Below are 15144 nucleotides of genomic sequence, written 5' to 3' on the forward strand. Positions count from 1 at the left end.
TTTGTTATAAACCTTTTATCATTCTTGCAAAAGTGATATAATATATGTAAAGAATGCATATTAAAGTGCAAAAATAATCATAGGAAAAGGCGGTGTATTAGTATGAATTGGAATGACAAAACAGCGGCAAATGTTAGGGCTATCAAGCCATCGGGGATTCGCAAATTCTTTGATATTGCGGCTCAGGTCGAAGGCGTTCTGTCCCTCAGTATCGGCGAACCGGATTTTGCGGCCCCCGACAAAGTTATCGATGCCATGAAGGCCAGCCTCGATGCGAAAGAAACGAGTTATACCGGCAACTCGGGCATGATGGAACTGCGTGAAACCATCAGCGAAACATTTGAAAAACGCTATGGCGTCAAGTACGATCCGAAAGATGAAATCTTGGTTACCGTCGGCGTTTCCGAAGGCCTCGCGATGGCTCTGTTGGCTATGACCGAACCGGGCGACGAAGTCCTTATTCCGGATCCGGCTTATGTAGCTTATCCGGCAGCTGTTGAATTAGCAGGCGGGAAAGCCGTTTTCGTACCGACGTATCCGGAGGATGATTTTAAACTGAGCGTGGCAGCTCTGGAAAAAGTCGTTACACCGAAGACGAAAGCCCTGGTCATTGGCTATCCGAACAACCCGACCGGTACCGTCATGACGGCTGAAGAATTGATGCCTATTGCTGAATTCGTTAAGAAACACGACCTCATCGTCATGGCCGACGAAATTTACTGCGAACTCATGTACGGCGATGCTAAATTCACGACCTTTGCTAAATTACCGGACATGCGTGAACGGACCATCGTATTCAACGGTTTCTCCAAAGCCCATGCCATGACCGGTATGCGTCTCGGCTATATCTGCGCACCTCGCGATGGCTTAGCTCCGATTTTGAAACTCCACCAGTACGCTATCATGTGTGCCAACACGACGGCTCAGTTCGGTGGGATTACGGCCCTCAAGGACTGCGATGAAGAAGTAGAAGCTATGCGTCAGGAATACGACCGCCGCCGCCAAGTTATCTATAAAGGCCTGCGCGACATCGGCCTGCCGGTCTTTGAACCGAAGGGCGCCTTCTACATCTTCCCGGATATCCGCTGCACGGGCATGAAATCTTCGGAATTCTGCGAAAAATTGGTACAGGAAGAAAAAGTTGCCGTCGTTCCCGGTACGGCCTTTGGCGAACAGGGCGAAGGCTTTGTCCGCATTTCCTATGCAACCAGCATGGAAACGATTGAAGAAGCCTTGAAGAGAATGGGCCGCTTCGTCGAAAAATATCGCAAGTAATCTTATTTCTGTATTGTTGTCAACTCCTTACTTAAATTTTCCATAAAAAAAGAGCTGTCCTGGGGGGGACAGCTCTTTTGCTGTGTTTAGATAAATCGCCCGATAAAGGGCATTTTGGCAGCGTCCTGACGGGTGACACCACCGCTTAAGGCCATGCCGCCGATGTAGATGACCGATCCGATGACGCACGATAGGAAGAGGGCCAGGAACAGGCCGATATGGCTGAAGAGGTAGGGGTACATGAAGTACATAGCGACGCCCATGACGGCTGCTGAGACGATGTTCTTTAAGATGACCTTGACTTCGATGACGTAGCCGATTTCACGGTAGATGAAGCACATATTGAGGACGGCTGCGACGCCGATGTCGGCGACGGTGGCGTAGGCAGCACCGGTAATGCCGAAGGCCGGGATGGCGACTAAGAACCAGTTGCAGAGGACCTTTACGATACAGGCCAGGGCCATGTTGATGACCGGAATCTTAGGCTTCTTAAGACCCTGGAGGATGGCCGTCGAAATCTGGTGCAGGCCTAGAAAACAGATGGCGATGGCAACGGCTCTCGTGGCGTCGGCGGCAGCCGGTGCGTTGTAGATAAAGGTGACGATCGGTTCGGCCATGACGTAGAGGATGACGCTGAAGGGGATGGTGACTAGGAAGGCGATGCGCATGGATGTCGCCGTCCGTTCCCGGATTTCACCGTATTCTTTCAGGGTGAAGCTGTGACTGATGGCCGGGACCAGGCTCATGGCCATGGCGGCTGTCAGGATGGTGGCCAAATTGATGAGCGGCACCGACATGCCGGTCAGGTAGCCAAAGAGGGCCGTTGCCTGATGGGTGGCATAGCCGGCGACTTCCAGGCGGCGCGGTACGATGAGCAGGTCCAGGTTGGAGACGACGGGGAGCATGATGCTCGACAGGGAGATGGGGATAGCCAGGACGACGAGGCGCTTTAAGATATCCTTAATCTTTTCCTGTTCGAAAACCGGACCGTCGACGGGAAGGGACCGCTTCAGTTTATAATAGTAATAGACGAGGACCAACCAGGCGGCGAGCCCACCGGCGCCGGCGCCGAGACTGGCACCACCGGCGGCATAGTCGAGGCCGTAAGGCAGGAGGAGGGCCGCAAAGCCCAGCATGACGACGACGCGGACCAGCTGTTCGACAATCTGGGACAAGGCCGTCGGCGTCATTTGCTGCCAGCCTTGGAGGTAGCCGCGATAACCGGCGATGATCGTCGTAAAGAAGATGGCCGGTGCCAGGGCGATGAGGGAATAATAAGCCCGGCTTTCTCGGATGATATGTTCATCGATCAGGAAGCTGGAGCCAAAGAACATGAGGACACTCAGGACGAAAGCCGTCGTACACAGCATCGATAAGGATACGTGAAAGATGCGCTGGGCTCCGAAGTAATCCTCTTTGGCTACTTTTTCAGCCGTAATGATAGAAATTGCAATGGGAAGGCCGGCACTGGAAATGTCGAGTGCCAAGAGATAGATCGGAAAGGCCATCTGATAGATGCCGATGCCTTCACCGCCGAGAATACGAGACAAGATGATCCAGTTGATACTGCCAATGGCTTTGACGACAAAGCCGGACAAGGTCAGGATCAAGGTGCCCGAGATAAACTTGTTTGCCATAGTAACCCCTTATCTCTCTAGAAATTTATCACGATAACAACTAATTTTAGCACATTTGCCGGGCCTTGTATATAGTCTGGGCCCGGCCGAAAGGGTTGCATCTTGGCAGTCTTTGTGCTAGTGTAAACGTAAAATCCAGATAGAGAAAGTGATGTCATTATAATGAATATATTAACGGTAGAACAGGTAAAGAAATCATATGGTCTCCGCGTCCTCTTTGATGACGTGACCTTTGCCATCGACGGCGGGCAGAAACTGGGCCTCATCGGCCTCAATGGGGCGGGGAAGACGACGCTCCTCAAAATCATCGCCGGCCTGGCCGATATGGACAGCGGCACCCTGTGGTTCAACCCCAAGGCACGCATCCATTATCTGCCCCAGGAACCGCAGTTCGTATCGGGCCATTCGGTCCTTGAAAGTGTCCTCGACGGCAACCTGCCGGTCATGAAGCTCCTGCAGCAATATGAAGACGCTGTTCAAAAAGGCGATGACCGGGCCGTCGTCGCCCTCAGTGCTGAAATGGATCGGGAGCAGGCCTGGGAACTTGAAGCCAAAGCCAAGATCATCCTCGGAAAATTGGGGATTTCCGACTTATCGAAGTCTGTCGACGACCTGTCCGGCGGCCAGCGCAAACGCCTGGGATTGGCCCGGGCGCTCATCATGCCCTGCGACCTCCTCATCATGGACGAACCGACGAACCATCTCGACGAACAGACGATTCTCTGGCTGGAAGAGTATCTTCGCGACAGCAAATCGGCCATCCTGCTCAGCACCCATGACCGCTATTTCCTCGATACGGTCGTCGACTCGATGATTGAACTCGATCGGGGCCGCGTCTACACCTATACTGGAAACTACAGCCAGTATCTCGAACTGCGCCAGGAACGGCTGGAACGGGATGAAGCCAGTGAAGCTAAAAGGCGCAATCTCATCCGCCGGGAAAAAGCCTGGATCCAGCGCGGCGCCCAGGCCCGGTCGACGAAGCAGAAGGCCCGAAAAGAACGGTACGAACAGCTCTGTGCCATTGAAAACGGCAAGCCTATCGGCGAAGTCGAGTTCCTCGATACGTCGGCCCGGCTGGGAAAAACCATCCTCGATATCGATGACGTGGCTTTTGGCTACGATCCGGCAAAGCCCTTGTTCCGACACGTAGACTATCACGTCGTGAAACACGACCGCATCGGTATCATCGGCGCCAACGGTGTCGGTAAGTCGACACTGCTCAAAGTACTGGCCGGTCAACTGGTCCCGACGGAAGGCTCCCTTACCATTGGACAGACCGTCCGCTTCGGCTTCTTTACCCAGCAGCTGCCCGAATTTGATGAATCGATGCGGGTCATCGATTATATTCAGGAACGAGGCCACTTCGTGGTCAATCAATTCGGCCAACGCATTTCGGCGACGCGCCTTCTCGACCAATTCCTGTTCACGGAAGAGATGCAGCATACCTTTATTGCCAAGTTAAGCGGCGGCGAACGGCGGCGCCTCTATTTACTGCGCCTGCTCATGGATCAGCCCAACGTCCTCTTATTGGACGAACCGACGAACGACCTCGATATCCCAACCCTGACGGTTCTTGAAAATTATCTCGATACCTTCCAGGGCGTCGTCCTCGTCGTCTCTCACGACCGCTACTTCCTGGATCGGGTGGTTGATAAACTTTTCACATTACACGCGGGACAGTGGGAACGATTTTACGGCGATTATAGTGAATACTTGGAAGAAAAATACAGTCATCACCAAGAAAAGAAAAGTGAAAAAGCCTCGAAGCCTTCTATTACTAAAACGAATATAAAACCGGTACAGCTTAAGACCGGACTGACGCAGCGCCAAGAAGAAGAGCTGAAGAAGATTACGGAAGAACTGCCTCGTTATGAAGCCATGCTCAAAGGAATCAACGCGGCCATCGCCGCAGCCGGCAGTAATTACGAACAGGTTGAAACGCTGCTGATCGATCAAAAGGAAACACAAGAGAAAGTAGATGCTTTGACGGAAAGATGGTGTGAATTAGAAGATTTAAAAGGGGAGTAACCGTAATTTTTTAAACATGATAAAAAAGCATAGAAAATATGGCAAAAAAGGTGGTCGAATTCTCTAAAAGCAATGGAAATTTATGCTGGTTTGTATTATCCTATAAGTAACAAAGTTTGTGATAAAATGTTACATAGTTCTTGGCGCTGCCAACACCATATCCAGCATTTTAAATTTCAGACCGAAAAGGAGTATTCGCCATGCCTGAATTCCATTCCCGCTTTGAAAACATCGACCGCCGCGTCCCCATTGATGAACATAACTGCGCCGTTCAGTTCGACGTGACCAAGTGTAAGAACTGTACCTTATGCCGCAGAGCCTGTGCCGACACGCAGACCGTACTCGACTATTATTCCCTGTCCAGTACGGGCGATTTGCCGATTTGCGTTCATTGCGGCCAGTGTGCCACTGCCTGCCCCTTTGATGCCATTAACGAAGTCAATGACGTCGGCCGCGTCAAGGAAGCCTTGAAAGACCCTGACAAGATCGTTATTTTCCAGACGGCTCCGGCCGTCCGCGTCGGTCTCGGTGAAGCCTTTGGCATGGAACCGGGCAGCTTCGTCGAAGGACAGATGGTATCGGCCCTTCGTGCCCTCGGTGCCGATTACGTCTTTGATACCGACTTCGGTGCCGATATGACCATCATGGAAGAAGCTATGGAACTCCTGCACCGCCTGCAGTCTGAAGAAATTCCTATCCCGCAGTTCACCAGCTGCTGCCCGGCCTGGGTCGAATTTGCAGAAACCTTCTATCCCGACCTCATTCCCCATCTGTCGTCGACCAAGAGCCCAATCAGCATCTTGAGCCCGATCATCAAAACCTATTTTGCCCAGCAGAAAAACATCGATCCCAAGAAGATCGTCAACGTCTGCGTTACGCCGTGTACGGCGAAAAAATCGGAAATCCGCCGTCCTCAGCTGAGTGCTGCCGGCCTCTTCTGGGACGAACCGGAAATCCGCGATACCGATATCTGTATCACGACGCGGGAACTGGCCAAGTGGATTCAGGAAGAAAACATCGACTTCGACAGCTTGGAAAACAGCCAATTCGACAAGACCTTTGGCTCTTCCTCCGGCGGCGGCCGTATTTTCGGCAACTCCGGCGGCGTTATGGAAGCGGCCATTCGTACGGCCTACCACATGTTCACCGGCCGTCCGGCACCGAAGGACTTCATCCCCTTTGAACCGGTACGCGGCCTGCAGGGCGTCAAGAAGGCGACGGTCATCTTCGGCCATTTCGTCATCCACGTCGCAGCCATCAGCGGTCTTGCCAATGCCCGGGCTTTCATCGACGACCTCATCAAGGAAGACGCTTTCGAAGACTATTCCTTCATCGAAATCATGGCCTGCCCCGGCGGCTGTATCGGCGGCGGCGGCCAGCCGAAAGTCAAGATGCCTCAGATTAAAAAAGTACAAGAAGCCCGGACGGCTTCCTTGTATCAGAGCGACGCCGATACGGACGTCAAAGCCAGCTGGCAGAATCCGGAAATCGCCGAACTTTACGAAGTATTCCTCGATGAACCGCTGTCGGAAATGGCAGAATTTACCTTGCATACGTATTTCTCCGATAAGAGTGATCAGTTGGGCCGCATGAAGAACCTCACGCCCCAAACGAATCCCATGTCGCCGAAATACAAACCGCCGACAGCTGAATAAGGAGATTTATCACAAAGGTCCTGCATCTTTTTGCAGGACCTTTTTTGCATGGCTTTTTTGGCCAAGGGCGGCACTGTGTGGGTTTATGACTATTTTAGATAGAAAAGGTATACAATAAATTAGATATTGACAACCAATATCATGAAAAGCTATAATGAGTATGTACTCATTGTAACAAGCCGTGAAATGATAGGAAAAGGCAGACATATCTTTGTTTTAGGTGAGAGGAAATTAGGAACACTCGATTGCAGCGAACGAAGACGTTCTGTGTGACCTGTCATTTTTGGCTTGAAAACCAAGAAAGAAGGTATACATAATGAAAAAGAAGATCACAACAACCTTAGCCGTTCTGATGGCTGTCGGTGCTGCCAGCGCCTTTGCAGCCAATCCCTTCGTCGACGTACCGTCTGACAGCTGGGCTTACAAATCCGTCGTAGAATTGGCTGATGCCGGCATCATTCAGGGTGTCGACGGCGAACACTTCCAGGGTCAGCGCAATATTACCCGTTATGAAGCCGCTGAAATGGTCGCCAAAGCCATGGCTCACATGGACAAAGCGTCTGTCGAACAGCGTGCCCTCATCAACAAATTGGCTGACGAATTTGCCGATGAACTCAATAATCTCGGCGTTCGCGTCAGCGCTCTCGAAAACCGTGTCGGCAACGTTAAACTGACCGGTGATGCTCGTGTCCGCTTCCAGCACCAGAGCAGCGGTGCTGTTAACGGCAACGACGGCAAAGGCTACCGCAACGATGCTTCTTGGGATTACCGCGTTCGTATCCGTGCCAATGCGCAGGTCAACGATCGTACGACCGTAACCTACGGGATCAGCACGGACGACATCAACTTCGCTGATAATGGCTCGGCCAGCGACAACAGCAACATCTTCACGGACAATGCCAAAGTCGACTACAACTTCGGCGGCAATACGTGGAACCTCAGCGTCGGCCGTACCGATACATACATCCTCGGCGGCGACAATGCCTATGGCTTCCAGTACGGCGACGTCTTCGACCGCGCTGAATTGAAATATACCAGTGACCACTTCGGCCTGACCGGCGGCTATGGTAAATTCAAAGCCGGCGACATTGCAGGCTCTGACGAAGACGGCTTTGACGGCGTCAAGACGGCTTACGGCGTCGCAGAATTCTACTTCGGCGGCGGCAGCTCGGAAGGCTCGGCTATCGGGGCTTATTACAATGACTTCTCCGTCAGCGGCGGCACCAACACGGGTGACTACTTCGCAGCCAATGACCTCTGGGGCGCATATGCCAGCCTGAACTTCGGCAACTGGAACGCCTTGGCTAACTACGAAAAGATCAACAGCAACAGCGCTCACCTCGAAGATGGTTACACCAAAGATCCGGCCGTATGGATCGGTAAATTGACCTACGGCTCGGCCGACAGCGATACGAAAGGTACCTGGGATGCCTGGGTTGAATACATCAACTCCGACAAGGGTGCCCTCCTCGGCGGTGCAACCAACTCCTGGCGCGATGACAGCGTCCTCGACAACGTCAAGTCCTGGGGCGTTGGCATCGACTACACCTTAGCGAAAAACGTCGTCCTCACGGCCGCTCAGACCTTTGGCACCAAAGCGAAACACGGCACGGACGATCCCGATGAATTTACGGATGTAGAAATCAACTTCTTGTTCTAATATTCATCCTCCCCTGCATAGATAAAACACGAAAGAGGACTGTCAATTTTGGCAGTCCTCTTTCGCATAAGGGGAAGCTGCACGACTACGGCCAGGGAGCGGGGGAATCCGGCAAAATAAGGGTATCCTTGTCACGAAATAAGGGTATATTTGAGATTTATCTTAAAATAGCGTTAAAAGGGAGTGGGTATGTGACTTATTTTCACTCCAATATGGACTTTTTTGGCTATTCGTGGGATAATAAATAAGTTAACAGTTTAGGATCGTAAAGGAGAAGATAGCGTGCTTAAAAAAATATGGATGCTTCCGCTTATCATGCTCATCTGTCTGATCCCGATGGTATCAGCTCATGCAGCTTCGAAAACGGAAATTACCAATGTGCGGACGGCAACGCGAAACGATGCCAATACGCCTTTTGTCCGGACCGTTCTCGATGTCAGCGGCAAGGTAAATCCCAAACTTTACATCGATAACTCTGGCGAGTATGTGTTTGTGACCCTGCCCAATACCAGTATCGGTAAAAAAGTAGATAAAACGTATAAACCGAACAGCAATGTCGTGTCCCGCGTGACGTTGTCGTCGCGGTCAGCCGGTACGGATGTTACCATCAAGGTTCCCCAGGCGGTGACCAAGAACGACGTCAAAGTCTTTACGCTTCCGGGAGCGACGGGGACGAAAGGCTCGAGCCGCGTCGTCATCGACATTAACGATAAGTCCGGCAAGGTCAAACAGTGGAGCCAGTGGAGCACGGCTAATGGCAGTAAGACAGCGTCAAAACCGGCTTCAAAGCCAACTTCGACGTGGACTCCGCCGGCTAAAACGACGACTCCGGCGAAAACCACCTCGTCCAGTACAACGGCTACGACCGTTCCTGCCTACGCCAGCAGTCAGTCCTACAGCCTGACCAAGGGTCTTCAGGGCAAGACCATCGCCATCGACCCCGGTCATGGCGGCAGCGACTCCGGTGCTGTCGGTGCTTTTTCGAAAGAAAAAGACATTACCCTGGCTATCGCCAAGAAGGTAGCGTCCCTGTTGAATGCGGCCGGTGCCAACGTCGTCATGACCCGCACGACCGACGTCGATGTCTATGCGCCCTATGACGGTGCCGTAGAAGAACTGCAGGCCCGCAGCAACATTGGCAACGCAGCCAAGGCTGACGTATTCATCAGCATTCACATCGATTCCTTCGATTCACCGTCTGCCGGCGGTGTCACGGCTTACTACAACAGTAAGACCCCTTATGATTACGGCTTGGCCAACTACATCCACCTGCAGAACATGAAGGCGACGAACTTCTCGGACCGCGGTGTCAAGACGGCTAACTTCTACGTCCTCCTGCATACCAATATGCCGGCGACGCTCCTTGAACTGGGCTTCATCTCGAACCCTGGTGAAGAACAGGCTCTCAATACGGAAGCGCAGCAGCAGAACTTTGCTGAAAGCATTGTAAAAGGCTTGGCGGACTACTTTAATCACAACGGAAACTAAGTTCGTTTCCCCTTCGAATATCCCCGTTATCGGCGTTGCCGTGATGGGGATATTTTATGTCCGGAAATCGGCATCGTTTTGGGCGTTTTCAGGGGCTTTATATATTGACAGGCCCGATGATTCATGATATAGTAGATGAGTCGTAGCATAAGTGGCTATGGATAAGCCGCGTGGAGAGGCCTGTAAGTGTCCTTTTCGGAACGCCGTATCCAGCGAGTATATTGATGAGGAGGTGTCACTCATGTACGCTATTATCAAAACAGGCGGAAAACAGTATCGTGTCCAGGAAGGCGACAATATCTTTGTTGAAAAGTTGGACGCTGATGTTGATTCCAATGTCGTATTCGACCAGGTATTGGCAGTCGTCAACGACGGTGATGTTAAAGTAGGTGCTCCCGTTGTCGAAGGCGCTAAAGTAACGGCAAAAGTATTGGCTCAGGGTAAAGAAAAGAAAATCCTTGTTTTCAAATACAAAGCAAAATCTAACTACCGTCGTCGTCAGGGCCATCGTCAGCCGTTCACGAAAGTTTCTATCGAAAAAATCGAAGGCTAATGATTACCATAACGATGCATCGTGATAAGGAACATCGCTATACGGGTTTCACGATAAGCGGCCATGCCGATTATGCTGAAGCCGGGAGCGATATCGTCTGTGCCGCCGTATCGGCACTGTCACAGACAGCTTTGTTGGGTCTCATGGAGTATGCTTCGAAGGACGTACCCTATGAAGTAAACGAAGGATTCTTATCGGTAACGGTTCCTAAGCCCTCTGATGCGTCAGAGATCATCTTAGGTACCATGGCAAGAGGATTGCAGGAAATGGTGCGACAGTATGGAGAATACGTCGTACTCGACTTATAGATGTCAGGAGGTGGACGGAATGTTCAATTTCAACTTACAGCTTTTCGCTCATAAAAAAGGGACAGGCTCCACGCGTAACGGTCGTGACAGCGAATCGAAACGCCTTGGCGTAAAATGCCATGACGGCGTCATCGTTAAAGCCGGCAACATCATCGTTCGCCAGCGTGGTACGCACTTCCATCCGGGCACGAACGTAGGCATCGGCAAAGATGATACGTTATTTGCTACGGCTGCAGGCAAAGTTGCGTTCGAACGCGCTGGTAAATACAACCGCAAAGTCAGCGTATACCCTGTAGAAGCGTAAATACGTGAAGAAAAGAACTGCCGCAGTGAGGCTCAGGCCGAGTTGCGTCGGTTCTTTTTTTGTTTGCAAAAAAGCCCTTTGACGCGGCCTTAAAATCCTGTATAATAGAGATTGTATTTACTTTGATTAAACTCAAGCGGAGGTGTACGCCATGCGCGTTAGTGTCAATGGAGAAAACCGTGAGCTCCACGTCTATGACCGCGAGACGGGAATGGACTATGCCAAGCCCATCGTCTGTTCTCAGGAACAACTGGAAACGGATATGTACGGCGAGTTCGTCCTGACGGAAGAAGAATACGCCCATTGGACGGAATTACTGGCTGTACAGCAGGAATCGGAAGACATGCTCTTTGCCTTAAAAGATGCCATCGTAAAAGAAGAATGGGACAATTATCTGTACGAAGAAACAAAATATATGACGACGACTCTCGAGACGATTCAGATGGAAAATATCTGTGTCAAGGAATTGAAAGAAGCCTTGGAAACGGGAAATCAAGAATGGCTGACAGAAAACCATTTTTTCAAGACTGCAGAAAAAATGAAAAAATAAAGGAAGTCTTATGGTGAAAAAACTATGTTCCTGGATCATTGGTGTCATCCTCACCGTATTGGTCCTCCTCATCGGCGTGTTTTCCTTTTGGTATTTCGGTTCGACTAACTATCATCTGACCGGCGTGCCGGTTTTGAACTATCATCAGGTCAATAATAAGTTCAATACGGTATTGACCATGAAACCTGCCGATTTTGAAGAACAGATAAAGTACCTTCATGATAACGACTACCATGCTATCACGTTGGAACAATTCGATGCCTATATGCGGGGCGAAGGCGATTTGCCCGACCGGCCAATCCTCATTACCTTTGACGACGGCTATGTCGATAATTATGAAGATGCCTATCCCATCTTACAGAATTATCACATGCGGGGGACGATTTTCCTCATTATCAATCTCGTGGGGACACCAGGCTATCTGACCTGGGACCAGGTGCATGAAATGGCTGCCGGCGGGATGGAATTCGGGTCCCATACGATGAGTCATAAGCCCTTGACCAGCTTTGACCGCAATGGGGCGCGGTATGAACTGCAGGCTTCTAAGGCTGCCATTGAAAAAGCTACCGGGAAGCCTTGTGAATTCATTGCTTTTCCGGAAGGGAAGTATAATGATATGGTCATGGAAGAAACGAAGGAAGCCGGCTACCGCTATGCCTTTACGGTCAATACGGGCCGCGATTTCCCTTGGGATGATCCCTATGACCTCGATCGGGTTCCCTTGTTTGAAGGACCTATCAGTTTCAATCATTTCCGCTTCCGCCTGACCTTCAGCGCCTTCAGCGCGCTCTTGTGGAAGAGCCACCAATACTTCAGCCATATCGAAATCACCAAAGACTTGGCTCAGCATATTCCCGAACCGTAGTAGGGAAGCGTCTTTGACAACGAAACCCCTGTTTCAGGATATACCTGAAGCAGGGGCTTTTGGCTGTATGGAACTAGAATCTGCCGGTAAGGACCGCGTCCTGCAGGAGGCTTACGTTGTCCGTATCGTATTCGATCTGTTCCGACCAGCGGCGGAGGGCTTCGGGAAGGTCACCGGTGGCCGTCGCCAGGAGGGCGATGAAGTCCGTATTGCGATTGGCATATAGGGAAAGGGCTTTGATGGGAACGCCTATAAAGGTTTCTAATTGGCGGTAGAAGATGTAATCGTATATCCGCTGGTATAAGGCCTGGTTGCGTGCGATGGAAGCCTGCACGGCCTCTCTTTTCGGCGGCCTCGTCTGTAAGGCCGTAAGGGCCTCCGTCCAAGCCTCGTCGATGGGCTCCGTTTCAGACAGCACGGCTAAGAGACGTTTGGCAGCGTCCTCTGACGTATCGGGTTCATAGGTGAGTGCTTCTTTTGGAAGGTCACAGCCGAGGTCGATTAGCAGTTCGGCTAGGGTTTTCGATGTCGACGGATCTTCGCTGTCGGAGAAGTGAAGGGGACCTTTTTCCCCCAGCAGCAGTTCGCAGGCGGCTTCACAGGCAAGGCCCAGGCCGCCAAGTTCTTGTTCTCGACCGTCTTTATCGGTGATGACTTCAAAGAAGCGGGGATGGAGGCTGCAGATGTCGCAGAGGATATCTTCTCCTCCTTCTAAAATGAGCCGGCAGAGTCCGTCGGGACGAAGGAAGGGACAGGCTTCGTCTTTGGTCAGGACGAAGTGCCAGGCATCAGGCCCTTTTTCGATATGGTTTCGGATGGATTCACCTAAAGGGCCTGGCAGTTCTTGGTAGTAAGCGGCCGTGTCCTTGTCGATGTCGATTTCCCAGCCCTTACAGCACGTGTGCTGGCAATCACCGGCCTTACAGCGGAAATGGGGATAAAAATCAGGTATGATCAAAAGAAGCGTCCTTTCTGGGATACATAGGGAACAAAAAAGGAGCTGCCGCAACAGCTCCTTTTTGAAAGCTAGAATTCATATGTCGTTCCCGGCTCTACGACCTGTACGGGAATATTGTACTTCGTTTCCGTCAGTTTTTTGTATTCCTGCGGGTCGGCTTCGATGATCGGCCAGGTCTTGTAATGGATGGGGATGACGAAATGGGGCTGCACCCATAAGGCTGCCAGAGCCGCATCTTCCATGCCCATGGTGAAGTTGTCGCCAATGGGCAAAATGGCACAATCGATTTGACCGAAGCGGTCGAGAATTTTCATATCTGAGAAGAGGCCTGTATCACCGGCAAAGTAAACGCGCTTGCCGCCGAACTCGACGATGACACCACAGGCCAGTCCGCCTGCAATGCCCGAGCCGTGGAAGGCCGGAGTCAGACGCACCCTGCCAAAGGGGAAAGCGGCACTGCCGCCGACGTGCATGGCGTGGGCCTTACAGCCGGCATTTCCTGCTTTTCCCGCGATTTCTGCCGTGCTGATAATCGTTGCGTCATTGGCTTTGGCAATCGCTTCAGCATCGCCGTAGTGGTCGCCGTGACCGTGGGTGATGATGATGTATTGACAGGCAATATCCGTCGGACAGACGTCTGTCCAGGGGTTGTCTGTAATGAACGGATCAAAGAGAATCGTCGTAACGTCATCAGAAAGGGTGAATGCGGAATGACCATAGTAGTTAAATTTCATGATAGCCTCTGCTCCTAAAGACGAATCAGTCTTTTTCTGTACTGTTCAAGCTCCATTTCTTCCATTCTTCGAGCCAGTCTTTGACGTGTTTCTGCGGGAGCGAGCCACAGAAGGTGTTCTTTAAGGTCTGGCGGAGTTCGGCTTCTTTGGCACCGAGGGGATAGACGTCTTTGTATTCGTCATAGACGTTCCAGAAGTCGCGCATATGCAGGTTTGCATAGGTTTCGCCATAGATTTTGAAACAGGTATCGCATAAGGTGATGAAGACGGCTTCATCGTTGTGCTGATTGGCGTCGTCGAGGAAACAGCAGCGGGTATAGAGATGCATGTTGCTGCCGAAGAGCTGACGCAGGTAATCGTAGACTTCGGAAACCATCTGGGGCTGCAGCTGCAGCAGTCGACAGCCGGGAGCGAAATACATAGGATACTGAGCAATGTTGTCAAAATTGTCCATAAAAAGACACCTCTTTCTAAGAAATTTACAGAAAAACTGCATTTCTATTAAATAATAACTATTATTCATAAGTGTACCATAAAAAAGTCATAAACGCAATGTTCCTCTTGTACTTCCTGTATAAATCCTGTACAATATCCATTGGAGAGTGATATAACATGCATATCGTAATGGTAGAGCCGGAAATTCCCGGCAATACGGGCAACGTTGCCCGCTTGTGTGCGGCCAATCACATGTCACTGCACTTGGTAAAACCCCTGGGTTTTTCCATTGATGATAAGCACTTAAAACGGGCAGGACTCGATTACTGGTCCCTCGTCGATGTCCAGGTCCATGAAAATTTTCAGGAAGTCCTGGATGCATATAAGGAGCATCGCTTTTTTTATTTAACGACGAAATCGGAACAGTGTTACGCCGATATCCAGTTCCAAGAAGACGATTTTCTCGTATTTGGCAAGGAGACGAAGGGCCTTCCGGAAGACTTGTTAAAAGCCAATCCCGAACGCTGTTTCCGCGTCCCCATGATAGAAGATGCGCGGAGTCTCAACCTGTCGAATACGGTTGCCATCGTATCCTATGAAGCCATGCGTCAGCTTGGTTTCCCGGGTCTGGCCAAGGGCGGCATTGGCATCCAGAATCTCAAGTAGCCAAGGCCCTTTAAATTAAGAATAA

15 protein-coding genes are annotated in these 15144 nt (G+C 51.0%); 11 read left to right on the forward strand and 4 right to left on the reverse strand.

Annotated elements, in window-relative coordinates:
* Nucleotides 1–102 precede the first annotated feature (102 nt).
* Nucleotides 103–1275 (forward strand): pyridoxal phosphate-dependent aminotransferase, encoded by a 1173-nt coding sequence (locus tag HMPREF3201_RS09295; RefSeq protein ID WP_062412795.1) that lies wholly within the window; start codon nucleotides 103–105, stop codon nucleotides 1273–1275.
* An 86-nt stretch (nucleotides 1276–1361) separates the two neighbouring features.
* On the opposite strand, the gene HMPREF3201_RS09300 is transcribed toward HMPREF3201_RS09295, so the two are convergent.
* The gene (locus HMPREF3201_RS09300) at nucleotides 1362–2912 is read right to left on the reverse strand and encodes a putative polysaccharide biosynthesis protein (protein ID WP_062412796.1); all 1551 of its coding nucleotides are present in this window, start codon (nucleotides 2910–2912) and stop codon (nucleotides 1362–1364) included.
* A 162-nt stretch (nucleotides 2913–3074) separates the two neighbouring features.
* On the opposite strand from HMPREF3201_RS09300, the gene HMPREF3201_RS09305 reads away from it, so the two are divergent.
* From HMPREF3201_RS09305 to HMPREF3201_RS09345, 9 genes are all read left to right on the forward strand, one after another.
* A complete protein-coding gene (locus HMPREF3201_RS09305) occupies nucleotides 3075–4943 on the forward strand; it encodes an ABC-F family ATP-binding cassette domain-containing protein (protein WP_062412797.1) in 1869 nt (622 codons plus the stop codon).
* A 200-nt stretch (nucleotides 4944–5143) separates the two neighbouring features.
* A complete protein-coding gene (locus tag HMPREF3201_RS09310) occupies nucleotides 5144–6598 on the forward strand; it encodes a [FeFe] hydrogenase, group A (protein WP_062412798.1) in 1455 nt (484 codons plus the stop codon).
* Nucleotides 6599–6914: 316 nt separating this feature from the next.
* Entirely contained in the window at nucleotides 6915–8258 is a 1344-nt protein-coding gene (locus HMPREF3201_RS09315; protein WP_062412799.1) for an S-layer homology domain-containing protein, read from the forward strand.
* Between the two features lie 282 nt (nucleotides 8259–8540).
* Nucleotides 8541–9746, forward strand: a complete 1206-nt coding sequence (locus HMPREF3201_RS09320) for an N-acetylmuramoyl-L-alanine amidase family protein (protein ID WP_227163081.1) — start codon at nucleotides 8541–8543, stop codon at nucleotides 9744–9746.
* A gap of 241 nt (nucleotides 9747–9987) precedes the next feature.
* Nucleotides 9988–10299: a 50S ribosomal protein L21 gene (rplU, locus tag HMPREF3201_RS09325; protein WP_044504138.1), complete on the forward strand. Its 312-nt coding sequence runs from the start codon at nucleotides 9988–9990 to the stop codon at nucleotides 10297–10299.
* On the forward strand, nucleotides 10299–10607 hold the full coding sequence (locus HMPREF3201_RS09330; protein WP_062412801.1) for a ribosomal-processing cysteine protease Prp: 309 nt from the start codon (nucleotides 10299–10301) through the stop codon (nucleotides 10605–10607). The genes rplU and HMPREF3201_RS09330 overlap by 1 nt, the downstream gene beginning before the upstream one ends.
* 19 nt (nucleotides 10608–10626) lie before the next feature.
* Nucleotides 10627–10911: a 50S ribosomal protein L27 gene (gene rpmA / locus HMPREF3201_RS09335; RefSeq protein WP_020311207.1), complete on the forward strand. Its 285-nt coding sequence runs from the start codon at nucleotides 10627–10629 to the stop codon at nucleotides 10909–10911.
* Between the two features lie 151 nt (nucleotides 10912–11062).
* The gene (locus tag HMPREF3201_RS09340; protein ID WP_062412802.1) at nucleotides 11063–11461 is read left to right on the forward strand and encodes a hypothetical protein; all 399 of its coding nucleotides are present in this window, start codon (nucleotides 11063–11065) and stop codon (nucleotides 11459–11461) included.
* A gap of 10 nt (nucleotides 11462–11471) precedes the next feature.
* Complete coding sequence (locus HMPREF3201_RS09345; RefSeq protein WP_062412803.1) at nucleotides 11472–12326, forward strand: polysaccharide deacetylase family protein; 855 nt, start codon at nucleotides 11472–11474, stop codon at nucleotides 12324–12326.
* Nucleotides 12327–12399: 73 nt separating this feature from the next.
* Here HMPREF3201_RS09345 and fliB read toward each other — a convergent pair whose 3' ends face one another.
* From fliB to HMPREF3201_RS09360, 3 genes are all read right to left on the reverse strand, one after another.
* Complete coding sequence (fliB, locus tag HMPREF3201_RS09350) at nucleotides 12400–13284, reverse strand: flagellin lysine-N-methylase (RefSeq protein WP_062412804.1); 885 nt, start codon at nucleotides 13282–13284, stop codon at nucleotides 12400–12402.
* Between the two features lie 68 nt (nucleotides 13285–13352).
* Entirely contained in the window at nucleotides 13353–14018 is a 666-nt protein-coding gene (locus HMPREF3201_RS09355) for a metal-dependent hydrolase (RefSeq protein WP_062412805.1), read from the reverse strand.
* A 25-nt stretch (nucleotides 14019–14043) separates the two neighbouring features.
* Nucleotides 14044–14472 carry a hypothetical protein gene (locus tag HMPREF3201_RS09360; protein WP_062412806.1) on the reverse strand — a complete coding sequence of 143 codons (429 nt, stop codon included), beginning with the start codon at nucleotides 14470–14472 and terminating at the stop codon, nucleotides 14044–14046.
* 158 nt (nucleotides 14473–14630) lie between these two features.
* Here HMPREF3201_RS09360 and trmL point away from each other — a divergent pair, with 158 nt between their 5' ends.
* Entirely contained in the window at nucleotides 14631–15119 is a 489-nt protein-coding gene (gene trmL, locus HMPREF3201_RS09365) for a tRNA (uridine(34)/cytosine(34)/5-carboxymethylaminomethyluridine(34)-2'-O)-methyltransferase TrmL (protein ID WP_062412807.1), read from the forward strand.
* Nucleotides 15120–15144 lie beyond the last annotated feature (25 nt).

Origin of the sequence: Megasphaera sp. MJR8396C, assembly GCF_001546855.1 — a bacterium.
In the GTDB taxonomy this organism is placed as follows: domain Bacteria; phylum Bacillota; class Negativicutes; order Veillonellales; family Megasphaeraceae; genus Megasphaera.